General features: G+C 46.2%; 16 protein-coding genes. 2 read left to right on the forward strand and 14 right to left on the reverse strand.

Annotation, left to right across the window (positions count from 1 at the left end; all coding sequences use genetic code 11):
* Window positions 1-210: 210 nt before the first annotated feature.
* The gene (locus B3K42_RS02785; protein ID WP_292596657.1) at window positions 211-1,170 is read left to right on the forward strand and encodes a hypothetical protein; all 960 of its coding nucleotides are present in this window, start codon (window positions 211-213) and stop codon (window positions 1,168-1,170) included.
* Window positions 1,167-1,646, forward strand: coding sequence for a hypothetical protein (locus tag B3K42_RS02790; RefSeq protein ID WP_292596658.1), 480 nt, complete (start codon window positions 1,167-1,169; stop codon window positions 1,644-1,646). Before B3K42_RS02785 ends, B3K42_RS02790 begins: the two co-directional genes overlap by 4 nt.
* Here the strand turns inward: B3K42_RS02790 and B3K42_RS02795 are convergent.
* From B3K42_RS02795 to B3K42_RS02860, 14 genes are all read right to left on the reverse strand, one after another.
* On the reverse strand, window positions 1,643-2,413 hold the full coding sequence (locus B3K42_RS02795) for an ArsR/SmtB family transcription factor (protein WP_292596659.1): 771 nt from the start codon (window positions 2,411-2,413) through the stop codon (window positions 1,643-1,645). The two genes, B3K42_RS02790 and B3K42_RS02795, sit on opposite strands and share 4 nt — an antisense overlap.
* A 459-nt stretch (window positions 2,414-2,872) precedes the next feature.
* Entirely contained in the window at window positions 2,873-3,667 is a 795-nt protein-coding gene (gene zupT, locus B3K42_RS02800; protein ID WP_292596660.1) for a zinc transporter ZupT, read from the reverse strand.
* Between the two features lie 131 nt (window positions 3,668-3,798).
* On the reverse strand, window positions 3,799-4,338 hold the full coding sequence (locus B3K42_RS02805) for a 2-oxoacid:acceptor oxidoreductase family protein (RefSeq protein WP_292596661.1): 540 nt from the start codon (window positions 4,336-4,338) through the stop codon (window positions 3,799-3,801).
* Window positions 4,335-5,087 carry a thiamine pyrophosphate-dependent enzyme gene (locus tag B3K42_RS02810; RefSeq protein ID WP_292596662.1) on the reverse strand — a complete coding sequence of 251 codons (753 nt, stop codon included), beginning with the start codon at window positions 5,085-5,087 and terminating at the stop codon, window positions 4,335-4,337. Before B3K42_RS02810 ends, B3K42_RS02805 begins: the two co-directional genes overlap by 4 nt.
* A gap of 9 nt (window positions 5,088-5,096) precedes the next feature.
* Window positions 5,097-6,155: a 3-methyl-2-oxobutanoate dehydrogenase subunit VorB gene (locus tag B3K42_RS02815; RefSeq protein WP_292596664.1), complete on the reverse strand. Its 1,059-nt coding sequence runs from the start codon at window positions 6,153-6,155 to the stop codon at window positions 5,097-5,099.
* Between the two features lie 11 nt (window positions 6,156-6,166).
* On the reverse strand, window positions 6,167-6,391 hold the full coding sequence (locus B3K42_RS02820; RefSeq protein WP_292596665.1) for a 4Fe-4S dicluster domain-containing protein: 225 nt from the start codon (window positions 6,389-6,391) through the stop codon (window positions 6,167-6,169).
* Window positions 6,384-7,058 carry a cobalamin biosynthesis protein CobQ gene (locus tag B3K42_RS02825; protein ID WP_292596666.1) on the reverse strand — a complete coding sequence of 225 codons (675 nt, stop codon included), beginning with the start codon at window positions 7,056-7,058 and terminating at the stop codon, window positions 6,384-6,386. The genes B3K42_RS02820 and B3K42_RS02825 overlap by 8 nt, the downstream gene beginning before the upstream one ends.
* On the reverse strand, window positions 7,055-8,140 hold the full coding sequence (gene buk, locus B3K42_RS02830; RefSeq protein ID WP_292596667.1) for a butyrate kinase: 1,086 nt from the start codon (window positions 8,138-8,140) through the stop codon (window positions 7,055-7,057). The genes B3K42_RS02825 and buk (B3K42_RS02830) overlap by 4 nt, the downstream gene beginning before the upstream one ends.
* Entirely contained in the window at window positions 8,140-9,039 is a 900-nt protein-coding gene (locus B3K42_RS02835) for a bifunctional enoyl-CoA hydratase/phosphate acetyltransferase (protein WP_292596668.1), read from the reverse strand. Before B3K42_RS02835 ends, buk (B3K42_RS02830) begins: the two co-directional genes overlap by 1 nt.
* Window positions 9,036-10,091: a butyrate kinase gene (gene buk / locus B3K42_RS02840; protein ID WP_292596670.1), complete on the reverse strand. Its 1,056-nt coding sequence runs from the start codon at window positions 10,089-10,091 to the stop codon at window positions 9,036-9,038. The genes B3K42_RS02835 and buk (B3K42_RS02840) overlap by 4 nt, the downstream gene beginning before the upstream one ends.
* Window positions 10,092-10,103: 12 nt before the next feature.
* Window positions 10,104-11,333: a PLP-dependent aminotransferase family protein gene (locus B3K42_RS02845; RefSeq protein WP_292596671.1), complete on the reverse strand. Its 1,230-nt coding sequence runs from the start codon at window positions 11,331-11,333 to the stop codon at window positions 10,104-10,106.
* 234 nt (window positions 11,334-11,567) lie between these two features.
* A complete protein-coding gene (locus tag B3K42_RS02850; protein WP_292596673.1) occupies window positions 11,568-12,791 on the reverse strand; it encodes an NAD(P)-dependent malic enzyme in 1,224 nt (407 codons plus the stop codon).
* A gap of 4 nt (window positions 12,792-12,795) precedes the next feature.
* Window positions 12,796-13,296 (reverse strand): FumA C-terminus/TtdB family hydratase beta subunit, encoded by a 501-nt coding sequence (locus B3K42_RS02855; RefSeq protein ID WP_292596675.1) that lies wholly within the window; start codon window positions 13,294-13,296, stop codon window positions 12,796-12,798.
* Window positions 13,283-14,104, reverse strand: a complete 822-nt coding sequence (locus tag B3K42_RS02860; RefSeq protein ID WP_292596677.1) for a fumarate hydratase — start codon at window positions 14,102-14,104, stop codon at window positions 13,283-13,285. Before B3K42_RS02860 ends, B3K42_RS02855 begins: the two co-directional genes overlap by 14 nt.
* Window positions 14,105-14,419: the final 315 nt, after the last annotated feature.

Below are 14,419 nucleotides of genomic sequence, written 5' to 3' on the forward strand. Positions count from 1 at the left end.
GGGAAAATCAACTAGAAGCGAGTACTGGTCTTAAGCTGCAGTATTATACCCCCAAAGCCGTTGTTTTCGAGAATTGTTCGGCCTGACATATACGTTCTTTTGCTTTAATCTTTCAAGGAGTCGAGGGTTTTTGCCATCTACTTCGTGACCCGCTAATTATCGAAAAAATGGTATTATCCTATTTGAAGGAGCTTTTGTGGAGGGATTCCTATGCTTGTTTTGCTGATAGTAGTGGCTGTTTTGCTTGGTTATCTTGCCTACAGGCTTATTCTGAGAGAAGGAGGCATCTTTCTGGGGCCATACGAGTTCAAGTTTCGAAAAGAGCCAGGTCCTGAGGACTTTATGCGTCGCCTGAAGGAATTGCAGCAGCGAAATCAAGATTTTGAGAGCAGGCTCGTCCTTAGCGTGGCTGCCGGTAGGTTTCCAAACAACATGGAGTTCTTCAGGCTTGCAATGGACAAAGTCTTCGCAGATCTGAAGAATGCGAAGAGCGAGGATGAGGTGGAGGAGATCTTTCTCAAGGCTGAAAGGCTTCTTAAGGATTTTGGAGCAGCTTCCAACGCAAATTCAATAACGCTTGTCACTGAATATTCGAAAAGACTTGTCCAGGCGCAGGAAGAGTTCTACTCTCTTAGAAAGCAAAGGGATCTTGATCTCAAACAAAGGCAGAATGAACGTAATGAAGAGATTTTGAAGGAGCTTGAGAGTATTTTGGAGGGAATCAAGGCTTCAAACGATGAGATGGCGATAAGAGATTCAATGAACAATGCGGCAAGATTAGAGACCGGCCTTGATCTCTCCTTGCTAGATGAGACACAGAACGAGAGATATCGAGATGTGAAGAATGGGTTCTACAGAGTGGCTGAGGAAAAGGTAGAATCTCTAAGAAGCTCAAGATACGCGAGATACAATAGAAAGGCAATTGAGAGATTGAAGAAGCTTCTCGACGAGTTTTCTGAAAACGAGAAGGAACTGTCTAGAAGCGGAAGCTCTCTTCCAATGATTCTGAAGGAGAAGATCGGTTCACTGAATACCTCTTACTTCGATGGCCCGACGATGCAATATTTCAACTACGTATACGGCTATATCTTCTCTCTCATAGATGAAGATCTGAAATTTGAAGTGACTAGAATCATGACAGAAACCGATAAGGATACGCTAGATATATGAGTACGGAGAGGGAAATTCAAGTCAGAAAGCGGGGTATCCAGCTTTTTTCGGATTCTGGGCCAAAGAAGAGAGATTACATTGGTGAAGAGAACAACCTTAAGAGGGCTCTTGAAGTTTTCGATAGCTCACTTCCTTCCCGAAGACCATCGGAGTATTCGGTTGAAAGCCTGGTTTCGCTGAGTAGTATTAAGAAGACATACGAGAACTTGGAGATGAATCTTGAGAATCTGAAGAAAAGCGTCAAACCCCACAGTGTGGTAATGGAAGCAGAGGAAGTAACCCCTCTTGAGATAATTCTCAAGGAAACGCCTCTCAAGCAGTGGTACACTACCGGAAAGACCCTTGGAAGTTTGGCTTCAATTGGCGCGAAAGTCGCCCTTCAAATGCTGAAGAACAAGAAGGACGAGAAAACTTTCAAGAAACTGCGTCTGCTTGAAATAGAGATTGTCTACCGGAAACTGGAAGAACGATACTAGCTTTCTACATCTTTCAAAAGGTCTTCAAGTGCCTTTCCGACCTCGCGGCGTACAGCTCCTTTGTCAAGGGAAAAACTCAACGTTTGGTTCATTTTCTCAACGCGAACCATTCCCGCTTTTCGAAGAATCGCCGTGTGTTCGCCAATTTCGTAATTTGAAAGGTTCAGCGCCCTGGCAAGTTCATTTCCCGAGGATTGCCCCGCAGAAAGGTGTTTTATTATGGCAAGTCTCTTTTCGTGGGCCAAAGCATCGAAAGTATCTGCGGCCATCTCCAGCTTATCCTTTGAAACTGACATAACTTCTTTGAAGCGGAACCCCACTGTGTACATATCTTCGTTGACGAAAGGGACCGATGCGTTTGAGACCAGGAATTCCGAGAAGTAGCTGGGGCAAATAACCGTTCTTTTTAGCTCTTCGTAGCGCGTGTAGTCGATGTTTTTTATCAGCAACATGAGGAATCTCTCACCAGAATGCATTATTTCCTTTTTCAACTCACTTGCCGTTCTTGATAGAAGCTTCTCGATCATAGGTTCTACAATCGAAAAAGCATTCTCATAGAACCACTCGAGTAGATACAGAAAGTTCTCCTTCGTTCTGGACGGATCCGATAGCATTTCAAAGAGAATCGCCTTTCGTTCTGTCGAGAAAGACATATTACTCGAGACAAAGAGCAGCAATTTCTTGTCGTCATTCATAATCTTTTCAAAGGTGTTCATATCGATAGTTCCCTTGCGGGGTCCATAACCGGAGTATATAAAGTGAATCAAGAGAACTCTTTCAGGCATATCCTTTATATGTTTGATCAATTGCTTTGCGTTTTCGAGATTGAAGTGCGTTATATCCGGAAGGAGACACATTCCGAAGAAGGTTTCCCAATCAAAAAACTCCTCGAGTTTCTGAACAATGTCAGAGGTGAGAATACTTCTTGTTTCGTTAATCCAGTTCTGAATATCCTGTCTTGCTCAAAATCACCCTTGTTGAGCGAGGGCTTGAGATGTTCGAGAAATCGGTCGTTGTTATTCAGCCTGAAAAGGCCGTGAAGAAGGTCGCAAGCTGTGCTTCGGCAAACCTCCACTTTGTCTATCCATTTCATCATAACGCACCTCCGGAGCACGTAATTCAACGGAATTATTGTATCACTGGCGGGACTAATACCACAGTCATTATACAGCATTTACCGGGCTCCACTCTCAGATATGGAACCATGTCCGGTGGTTTCCGCAGAACTAGAGTATTAGCAAACTGACTGCCATTAATGCCATTCCCGCAATCAACCCGGAAATTGAGAGATGGTGCTCTCCATATTTCTCTGCCGAAGGTAGAAGTTCATCCAGCGATATGTAAACCATGATTCCGGCGACACCAGCGAATACAACTCCAAAAGCCATTTCGTTGAAAAGAGTATTGATTAAAGCGAATCCAATCAATGCTCCGGCCGGTTCTGCAAGACCGGAAAGGAAAGAATACACGAATGCCTTCTTTCTGCTTCCAGTTGCTTGATAAATCGGAACTGCCACAGCGATACCTTCGGGAATGTTATGAATTGCTATTGCTATTGCTATGGGAATTCCAAGTGAAGGATCCTTCATCGCAGCAAGAAATGTGGCAAGTCCTTCAGGAAAGTTATGCACTGCAATAGCAAACGCTGTGAAGACGCCCATTCTCATTAGGCTTCTGTTCATCTGCTGCATTTCATTTACGTCTCTGATTTCATGAGGGTTTTCTGCGGAAGGTACGAGAAAGTCAATCAGTGCGATCAGGCCTATGCCTCCAAAGAAAGCTATTACATTGATCCAGTCACCGAGACCACTTCCGATCACCTCTTGGAGAGATTCCCCGCTCTTGACAAAGATCTCTACAAAGGAGACATATATCATTATTCCGGCAGAGAAGCCCAGTGAGACTGAAAGGAATCTCGTGTTGGTCTTCTTTGTTAGAATGGCCAGAATACTTCCTACGCCGGTTGATAGACCGGCAAAGATGGTTAGAAACAGCGCAGGCCAGAAATTCGCAAGTTCCACTGCGATCCTCCACAAATCCTTTTGGAAAGATACATCGCTTCTCGGGTTTGCAACCTAATCGATATCTGTATATCAGTCATTTGAAAACAGTCAAAAGAGACACCCTCTGGCGCGTCTCGATTTCTTTCACATTACCTTACCGATCTCATTCCCTCTTCAACTGCCTGAATGTTCAGGTCTAGTAGAGATGCTTTTAGACCTGTCAGCTTCTTCTCCAGAGCCTTACGCACTCCTTCCATGGTCACTGTACCTGTCTTCTCGAGATACGCCCCCAAAACTACCATGTTGGAAACCTTGAGATTCCCAAGCTTCTCTGCGATTGAGTTTGCATCGATCTTGACGACGGAAATATCATTTCTATTAGTTTCTCTATCGACAACAGAAGTGTTTATCACCATTACACCACCGGCCTGAATCTCTTTCTCGAATTTTATCAGAGATGGTATGTTCATTACTATCAGCTCGTTCGGAGTATTTGTAATCGGTGAGCCAATAGGCTCATCGCTTACCACTACTGTGCAGTTGGCAGTCCCTCCTCGCATCTCTGGGCCGTATGAGGGAAGCCAGGTAGTGTGCTTGTTGTCAAACATTCCAGCCGTTGCCAGAATCTGTCCGATCAACATAACTCCCTGTCCACCAAATCCCGCAGCTACTAAGAGATGCTCACTCATTTGATATCGCCGACCTTGTCGACAAATACCCCGATGGGATACTCCTTCTTCATGTTTTCATTTAGCCAGTTGATTGACTCCACTGGGTTGAGCCCCCAGTTTGTTGGACAAGTTGAAAGAACCTCGACTAATGAAAAGCCCAGCCCTTTTTGCTGCGCAACAAAGGCCTTCTTTATTGCAGCCTTTGCCTTCCTTACTTCCTGGGGAGAACTCACGGCCACTCGTTCTAGATAGACAATTCCGGCGGTTTCCTTCAGCAATTCTGAAACGTGAATCGGGAACCCTTCCGTCTCTGCCTTTCTCCCATATGGAGAAGTAGTGGTTCTCATTCCGAGCAAGGTGGTTGGTGCCATCTGACCGCCTGTCATACCGTAGATCGCGTTATTGACGAAAATCGTGGTGATCTTCTCGCCTCTGTTTGCGGCGTGAATGATCTCGGCCGTTCCAATGGCGGCAAGATCACCGTCGCCTTGATATGTGAATACAATCCTGTCTGGCATTGCTCTCTTCATTCCCGTGGCGACGGCCGGTGCTCTTCCATGAGGTGCAACGGTTCCGTCCACATCAAAGAATTCATACGCAAAGACCGAGCATCCAACGGGAGCCACCATTAAGGTCTTCCCCTGAATCTCCAGTTCGTCTATTACTTCTGCCACAAGTCTATGAATAATTCCGTGGTGACAGCCTGGACAGTATGAGAATTCATTTTTCGCAAGTGATTTAGGTCTCTTGTAAGTTGCCTGTGACATTTAATCACCTCATCCTATAAGTCTGACGAGTTCTCTTAAGACTTCGTCTGGTGTTGGAACCATTCCTCCGGTTCTCCCATAGAAATGAACAGGTAACGCTCCTTCGACCGAGAGGCGGACATCTTCCACCATCTGGCCGGTCGACATTTCCACATCTAGACAGAACTTTTTCCCCTTTGTGGCGGCCTTCAGTTCGGCATATGGAAATGGCCACAGAGATATTGGTCTAAACAGTCCCACTTTGATTCCCTGTTTCCTTGCTATCTTCACCACGCTTCCAAGAATTCTGCCCATCGTTCCGTATCCGACAAGAGCATACTCCGCATCTTCAAGGTCACTTGTTTCGAATCGGACTTCCTTCGCTTTGATCTCTTCATAGCCCTTGTGTACAACAGTATTCATCTCTTCGAGCCTTACCGGATCGATGTCGAAAGAAGTTACTTTGTGAGGTTCGCGACCCTCCGTACCTCTCAGAGCCCAGCTCGAGTGATCATTAATCCCCTCGAGTTCAACGAAATCAGGAAAGACAACAGGTTCCATCATTTGTCCAAGCATTCCGTCTGCAAGCATCATTACTGGCACTCTATAAATGTCAGCAAGATTGAAGGCGCTTTCCATCAGATCGACAGCTTCTTGAATGCTTCCTGGAGCTAGAACTATCATGTGATAATCTCCGTGCCCTCCGCCTTTGGTCGACTGGAAGTAGTCGCTCTGCGCAGGCTGGATATCTCCAAGTCCAGGTCCACCTCTAACTACATTTACAAACACCGTAGGAAGCCTTGCACCTGCAATGTATGATACTCCTTCTTGCATTAGACTGAAGCCGGGACTAGACGTCGAAGTCATGACTCTGTGACCCGTGCACGCGGCCCCGTAAACCATGTTAACCGCGGCCACCTCGCTCTCTGACTGAAGAAAGACTCCGCTTACCTGCCGCATTCTTCTTGCCATATATTCAGTGAATTCTGATTGAGGAGTAATGGGATAGCCAAAATACAGTCTGCAGCCGGCCCTTATAGCAGCTTCTGCCATCGCTTCATTTCCCTTAACCATTATCTTTTCGGCCATGGTCTTCCCTCCTATGCCTCTACCGTTTCTTTGTAGACGGTTATTGCTGTATCAGGACACATCATGTAGCAAAAGCCGCATCCGATGCAGTTATCGAGATCATGTTGTTGGGCGGGGCGATAGCCCTTGCTGTTGAACTTGTCCGTGAAGCTCAGCACTTTCTTCGGGCAGAAGTTGATACATAGACCGCAGCCTTTGCATCGTTCTTCGTCAATTTTCACGAAGTCTCTACTCATTTTCTACCTCCCATGGATTCATCATATATTTCTTCATTTCAAGTTTATCAAAGATAGTATCCCCATTTTCCACTCCATTCATGACAGCCGTGAATGCTACTTGGGTTGAAACTCGCTCTGATACTTGTTTCATAAACTCCTCGCCCTTCTGAATCACTTCTATTGTCGTCTCACGACCGATATTTGAGTTATTCACAAGGTAATCGATTTTCATTCTCGAAATCTCCTGGAGTCTGAGGAAGTGAAGGGCGGCGTTTTCAACGGTGTCATTGAACGGCCTAAAGGGATTCAAAACATAGTATGTCTCACAGTTCTCTTTCGGTAGTCTTGTGCTCAGTGAGGAAAGAACGACTGCACCGTCATCATTTCCTCCAACGTCAAGCACTACTCTGAAATCTGGATTCTCTACATAGCCGAAAACTTCGGCAGGAATTATCGGCAAATCGGCGTGAGATAACTTTCCTTTGGGGGCGACGATTTTGATGCCGAACTCCGCAAAGGACTCTCTCATATCTCGTGATCGATAATATGGGCTTATAGTATCAATGTCTGCAAGGGCAACACGTTCTCCGTTTTTCGCAAGCAATCTGGAGACATTAAGAGCTATTTCGGTCTTGCCGCTGCCGAACATTCCCATGAAGACCAGAATCTTCTTCGAAAAGTTCATTCTGCTCTCCTATAATCTTTTGCCTTCTCGATTCCTTCAAGAACTCTGGAGCAGGCCATTGCCAGAGATAATTCTTCATTGCCGCCCGGAACTACACTTATGGGAGCAATGAAGGACAGTTTTTCTGTAAGCCATGGAACCATAAATCTGCTGTCGTGAGCTATTCCGCCAGTGATGATTATGGAGTCTACATCTCCGCTGAGAACAGCTGCCATCCTTCCGGTCCACTTCACAATCTGGTATGCCATTGACCTATAGGCCTTTTCTGCTTGTCTGTCTCCATCAACTATCGCCTGCTGAATTCTTTGGCAATCACTTGTCCCAGTGTAAGCCATAAGACCGCCATTTCCTTTTATCAGTTTCTTGACTTCATTCTTCGAGTACTTTCCTGAATAACAGAGCTTTATCAAGCCTGATATCGGAAGGGTTCCCGCTCTCTCCGGACTGAAAGGTCCGTCACCGTTAAGAGCATTATTTACGTCGACGACTCTTCCCCTTTTGTGTGCTCCAATCGAGATTCCTCCACCCATGTGAACAACAATGAAGTTCATTTCTTCATACTTCTTCCCGTATCTCGCAGCTACCTCTCTTGCCACTGCTTTCTGATTAAGCGCATGAAAGATGGATCTTCGTGTGTAATCTGGATGGCCAGAGAGCTTAGCAACAGGGTCCATTTCGTCAACTACCACCGGATCTGCAATATAAGCAGGGATTCCCTTTCTGTTCTCCAGTGCTAGTTCTTTAGCAAGTATCGCCCCTAGATTTGAAGCGTGTTCGCCATACTTTGTAGATCTTAGGTCTTCTATCATGTCATCGTTTACAGCATATGTGCCACCTTCGAGAGGTCGAAGCATTCCCCCCCGCCCAATGATTGCATCGATTTCAGTCAGGGGATGTCCGGCTGATTCCAGGAAACTGACAATTAATGCTTTTCTGAAAGCGCTCTGTTCATAAAGTGAAGCGAATTGATTCAGCTCTTGAGGCGAGTGTCGAATCGTGTGTTCTCCAATAATTTCTGAGTCTCTGAAGAGCGCAAGTTTCGTTGAGGTTGATCCAGGATTTATAACAAGTATGATAGACATCACATCACTCCCGAAAGAAGAACGTTCAAGGCTATCGACTGCAATTTGGTACTTGCTGAATCGGCTCTGGAAGTAAGTATTATCGGAATCCTTCCTCCAACTATTGCACTTGCCAGCTGACAATCGGAGAGAAAAGCCATTGCTTTATAGAAAATATTTCCCGCTTCGATATCAGGCATTATAAGTATGTCTGCATCACCCGCGACAGAACTGGAAATCCCTTTGTGCTTCGCAGCTTCGAATGAGATAGCGTTATCCAGAGCGAGTGGTCCATCGACTTCAACAGCCCCCAGCTGGTCTCTTCTTGCCATCTGGGAAAGGATGGCCGCATCTGTTGTTGCTGGCATCTTCGAGTTTACAACCTCGATCGCAGCCAGTACGGCGACCTTCGGTTTTTCGATTTCCAAAGCCCTTGCAACTGCAGCCGAATTGATAATTGAATCCGCTTTTTGACCTAAATCGGGCGCTATTACCATCCCTGCGTCTGTAACCAGAATCAGTTTGTGGTACTTCTTGGTCTCGAAGACGGTGACAAGATTCATTGTTCTTCCAGTCCTGAGACCATATTCATCCTTCAGAAAGACGCTGAGGAGCTCTCCCGTTTTCACATTGCCTTTCATTAGAATGTCAGCACTCTTAAGCGAAACGGCCTCTACAGCCTTCTGAATCGATTCGCTCTTTGAGGCGCAGTCTACAATTGAAAGATTCTCTGCAAAGTCCATCTCGTTGATGATTTCCTCTATCTTGCCTTGCGAGCCGAAGAGTATGAACGATGCAATCCCTTGTTGCGCCGCCTCTTTGGCTGCCGAAAGCACAACAGGGTCATCAGCGGCGGCAATTGCTATCACTTTCGGGTTGCTTTTTGCGCGGCAGACTAGTTGTGAAAGACTTGAGATCATATAGCCACCTCCGCATCAAACTCTCTTGCCTCTTCTGTACCTTGAAGAACTCTCTGTGCACCAAGCGCGAGAGACAACAGTTCGTTCTCGCCTGGTTCAACTACGACCAGAGCGAACTTTCCAACAAAGCTCTTTATCTTCTCAACAATCTCAGCGTTATAAGCAATACTTCCCGTCAGAACAATAGCATCAATTGAACCGCCGCCCAAAGCGAGCATACCGCCGATTTCCTTGCCAATTTGGTAAACCATCGCATCGACGACCATAGCTGCATAAGAATCACTCTCTGCCATTTCTAGTGCCTTTCTCAGGTCATCCGTGCCAAGATAGGCTCGCAGTCCTCCAGACTTCAAATATCGGTCGAGAAGTTGTTTCTCCGTATATTCACCGCTGAAACACTTCTCTGCCAAATCCGCTACTGGGAGTTCTCCGGTTCTGGTCGGGCTGAAAGGCCCTTCATCTGTCGCGTTGTTCACGTCGACCATCTTGCCTCTTAGTTGCAGCCCTACAGAAATGCCTCCGCCTAGGTGAGCGATTACCAGGTTAAGGTTTTCAACGTCTTTTCCAAGATCGGCTGCAATCTGTCTTGCGGCAGTCTTCATGTTCAGAGCATGCAGTCTGGAAATCCTCGGCAATTGCGGAAGACCGGACAGCCGAGCTTCTTCACAAAATTCGTCAACTGAAATCGGATCCGTTATGAATACGGGGATCTTTCCTTCAGAGAGAAGTAATCCTATCGGAGCAGCAAGATTGGAAGGGTGATCGACCTCGCTGTGATGTAAAAGAAAATCAACCATCTTCTCGTTAACTCTGTAGGTGCCGCTTTCAAGAGGAGGAAGAATTCCTCCTCTGCAGGCAATCGCATCGAAATCAAACTGCACGTCACGGTCTCTAAGAAAGGCGATAATCTCCTCTGCCCTCTCTCGAATATCATCTTCAGAATTCTTCTGCGATGTGAAATGTTGAATCGCGCCTTTCGTCACCTCATGCTCGTTGTTGAAGACAGCGATTTTCGTTGAAGTAGAGCCGGGATTTATTGCTAAGATTTTCATTCTCTCACTCCCTCAGAAGATATTCTTCTCTTTGCCATACTCCACAACAATCTTCTTTAGCCTTCTTACTCCTTCTATGATGTCCTCTCTGGGAGGAAGACAGAAGGATAGTCGCATCGAGTTCTTGCATGTGTTGTCCAGCGAGAAGGCCTCTCCTGGAACAAAGAGCACATTCTCGGCCTTGCCCATTTCCAGCATTTCTCCAGTATCAAAACTCTCGGGAAGAGTGAACCAAATGAAAAGTCCTCCGTCTGGTTTGGTCCAGTGGAATCCCTTCATGTCTCCGAAATTCTTCTCGAGCTCTGCAAGCATAAGATCTCTCTTGTCCCTGTAGAGAGCTATTGTTGGTTTAAGCTGTGCAAGCAGGTCATACCTCTGGAGATATCTGGCCGCGATTCTCTGTGTGAGACTAGGTGTGCAGAGGTCTGAGGCTTGTTTAGCCATTACCATTTTTCTTATTATGGTCTTGTTCCCAATAACGATTCCTAATCTCAGTCCTGGGGAGAGGATCTTGCTGAATGTCCTCAGAAGTAAGACCCGATTCTGACCTCCAATTTTGAATATTGGATCTATTGGATCGCCTTCGTACCTGAGGTCACCATAGGGATCGTCCTCAACGATCAGAACGTCATACTTCTCAGCGATTTCGATTAGCCTCTTTCTCTTCTCCAGCGACATCGTGACTCCACCCGGATTGTGAAAGTTAGGGATCACGTATATGAACTTGACCTTGTTGATCTCCCCTCTTGAAGCAATCTCTTCCAATCTGTTTTCAACCTCATCAAGGTCAACTCCGTCCTCACGAAGATCCATGTAGACGTAGCCGTTTGACCTCAACGCGAAAGCGCTGGCGGCTCCAAGATAGACAGGTTTGGAAACGAAGTAGATACTGTCATCGTCGAGGAAGATCTTGCCTACGAGATCTAGTGCGCTCTGGGAACCGACAGTGACAAGCAGATTGTCAACGTCGAGTCCTTCTATCCCACTTTCCCGTTTCAGAAGAGATATATACTCTTCCCTGAGTATCGGATCACCTTCGGTTGAGCCATATTGAAGAGTGAATTTGTGCTCTTTCTCTAGGACTTCCTTTGATATTTCGGCCATCTCAAAACGTGGAAATGTATCTGGGTCGGGAACACCTCCACCAAAAGAAATCATTCCCGGTTTCGAAGTTACCTTAAGCAGTTCCCTGATGACGTTCGATTTCATTCTGAGTGCGATCTTCGAAAACTTTTCTGTCACGATTTACACCCCCTGGTAGTTATCATAGTAATCATCACAACAATTCGTTTAGCAACAGCATGCCAAGAGATGAAGAGTGTATAAAGCACTTATATAAAGCCGGACTCAGACAATTGAGCGGTTAGGACCTCAATCCAGTGAACATCTTTGCATGCAAAATATTGCATAAGTGCAATCGTGTGCATGACGATAGAGATCTTTCCACCTGCAGGAAATCTATACGGAATAAGACTTTCAGATTCTCTTGAATCCTCTTTCAATCAGTTCCTCAAGGTTTATTTCACCGGAGAGCCTCGAACATCTCGAGTCAACAGAAGCTCTTGCAACGGCAAGTGCAACCTTTTTTGCGATTCCCGGTTCGAACGGCCTGGGCAAAATGTAGTCCTTGGAAAGTTTTTCTTCAGACACTGCCGATGCAAGGGCGTCAGTTGCTGCCAACTTCATAGCTTCGTTTATCTCTCTTGATCGTGTGTCAAGAGCGCCTCTGAAGATGCCCGGGAATGCTAGAACATTGTTTATCTGGTTTGGGAAATCTGATCTGCCGGTGGCGACAATTGATGCACCTGCACTGCGAGCAAGATCCGGCATGATTTCCGGCACGGGATTGGCCAGAGCGAATATGATCGGTTCGGGAGCCATTTTGCGCACCATTTCCGGTGAAAGAAGCCCGGCAACAGAAGTGCCAATGAAGAGATCGGCTCCCTTCACAGCATCCTCCAGATTTCCGCTGAGATTATCGGGATTAATCTCTTTTACTATCTCTGAATGAAATTCGTTCAGGAGAGTAGCTGGCCGATTCCTGTTAAGTATGCCATTTCTATCGACTGCAACAATATTTCTTGCACCTGCCGCGAGCAGCATTTTGATTGTTGCACCTCCGGCTGCTCCAACGCCGACCGTTGCTATCTTTAGATTCTCAATCTTCTTCCCAACAATCTTCAGGGCATTTCTCAACGCGGCAACGGCGACTATCGCCGCTCCATGCTGATCGTCATGAAAAACGGGAATATTGAGCATCTTCTGAAGTTCGCTTTCAATGAAGAAGCATTTTGGCGAGGAGATGTCCTCAAGGTTAATGCCTCCAAAGGTTGGAGCGATTGCTTTCACGAATGAGATGATTTCCTCTGAACTATGGATGTCAATACATAGCGGGAAGGCATCAACATTCGCGAATTCCTTGAAGAGAACGGCTTTTCCCTCCATAACAGGAAGTCCTGCTTCTGGGCCAATATCACCAAGACCGAGAACCGCCGTTCCGTCTGAAACTACCGCAACGTAATTCCATTTGTTTGTGTAATCATAAGCAAGCTCTTTATCGCTCTCGATTACTCTGCACACATCGGCCACTCCCGGAGTGTACGCAAGTGAAAGGGCCTCCATGCTATCCACCTTAACCTTACTTCTTACTTCTAGCTTCCCCCTGAGATCCTTGTGAAGTTTCAATGCTTTTTCGTTCACACAATCACCTTCTATTCAAAGTAAAAAAATCTGAACCGTTAACATCCGTTGCAACAATCAACGGAAAGTCTCTGACGTTAATCTCGAATATTGCTTCTGTGCCTAGATCTTCGTAAGCGATGACCTTCAGAGACTCGATCCTTTGCGCAAGCGAAGCGGCCGCTCCGCTTGGAGCGATCAAATAGACTCTTCTAAATTCTTTACACAGATTTGTTGCCAGATCCGACCTTTTTCCCTTCCCAATGGTTGCCAGAACTCCCTTTTCGAAAAGCATTTCCAAGAAACCATCCATCCTTAGTGAAGTAGTTGGACCGATTGCTCCACAGCTCTCTTCAGCTAGCTTGGCCGGACCGGCATAGAACACTATTGCTTCTTTGAGCTCTACAGGAAAAGTTTTGCCTTCTTCGTACAACTTCTTGAGGCGCATTTGAGCCGCGTCTCTCATTACAATGAGTTTGCCTGTGAAGCTGAGCTCTTGACCGGGGGATAAATTATCTATCTTCAAAGGTAACTACCCCCCTTCTACAGAGATAACAATCAATAGCCAGTGAAACTGGAAGAATCGCAATATGACAAGGCGCAGTCTCAATGCTAACCGAATAAGCGGTCATTCCCTCTCCCAGTCCCTGATAGCCGATATGAAGGGAATTGATCTTATTCAAAAGCTTCTCTTCGAGAAAGGCGTAGCCAACGTCAGGATTCTTCGAATCTAGCTCCCTAGTCAGAGCAAGCTTGGCAAGGAGCATTGATTTTTCTGAGCTTCCCCCGATGCCTATTCCGATCCTGAGTGGAGGGCAACCCCTGGCTCCTCCTTCAGAAACTGAATTGGCAATTGTTTCTATGAACTCTTCTTGAGATGTTGTCGGGTTGAGCATGAACAGTCTTGAGAGATTCTCGCTGCCTCCGCCTTTTGCGAGGAAACGTATCTCCAATTCTTTTCCGGAAACCATGAAAGTATGAACGACCGAAGGTGAATTGTCTCCGGTGTTTTCTCTGTGTACTAGGGGATCCTTCACTATTGAATATCTAAAGGGATTTGTTGAATATGCTCTCCTGACAGCCATATCGAGGGTCTCTGAGATGGGTTCCTCAAGAGATACCTCCAGACCGATGAAGACAAAGAATTCAACAAAACCCGTGTCCTGGCACAGAGGGAGCCCCAGCTCTTCTGCAAGCACCGAGTTTTCATTCAAGACAGATGAAAAAGGACCGTTGTAGAGCTCCAGAGCAGATTTGATCTTATCATCCATTACTGTGTTTGCCTTTAATAATGCGCTCTCGACATTTCCAGCTATCGAAGATGCTTTTATCAAGAATTCACCTCATTATGCCTAAAAAGCTTATGAGAAGCAATGTCATATTCATTTATAACACTTTGTAGGGTCAAGAGATGGCGCGGTGTAAGTACAGACCTTGTGAGGCCAGGCAGTTTACTCCCCTTTCGGGAGAGTGTCCCCCTCAAGCGGGTCATCTCATCCGTTTCCATCTCCTGCCACCTCAAACCGTACGTGCGGATTTCCCGCATACGGCTTTCCTGTGTGCTTCACCTCAAGGCTTGTTTGACCTATCGTGCCGGGAGTGCTTTCTGTCGGAGATACCTTAGCCTGTAATCATTGTAGATTCCAGTG

The sequence above is a fragment of the Mesotoga sp. UBA6090 genome, assembly GCF_002435945.1.
Taxonomy (GTDB): domain Bacteria; phylum Thermotogota; class Thermotogae; order Petrotogales; family Kosmotogaceae; genus Mesotoga.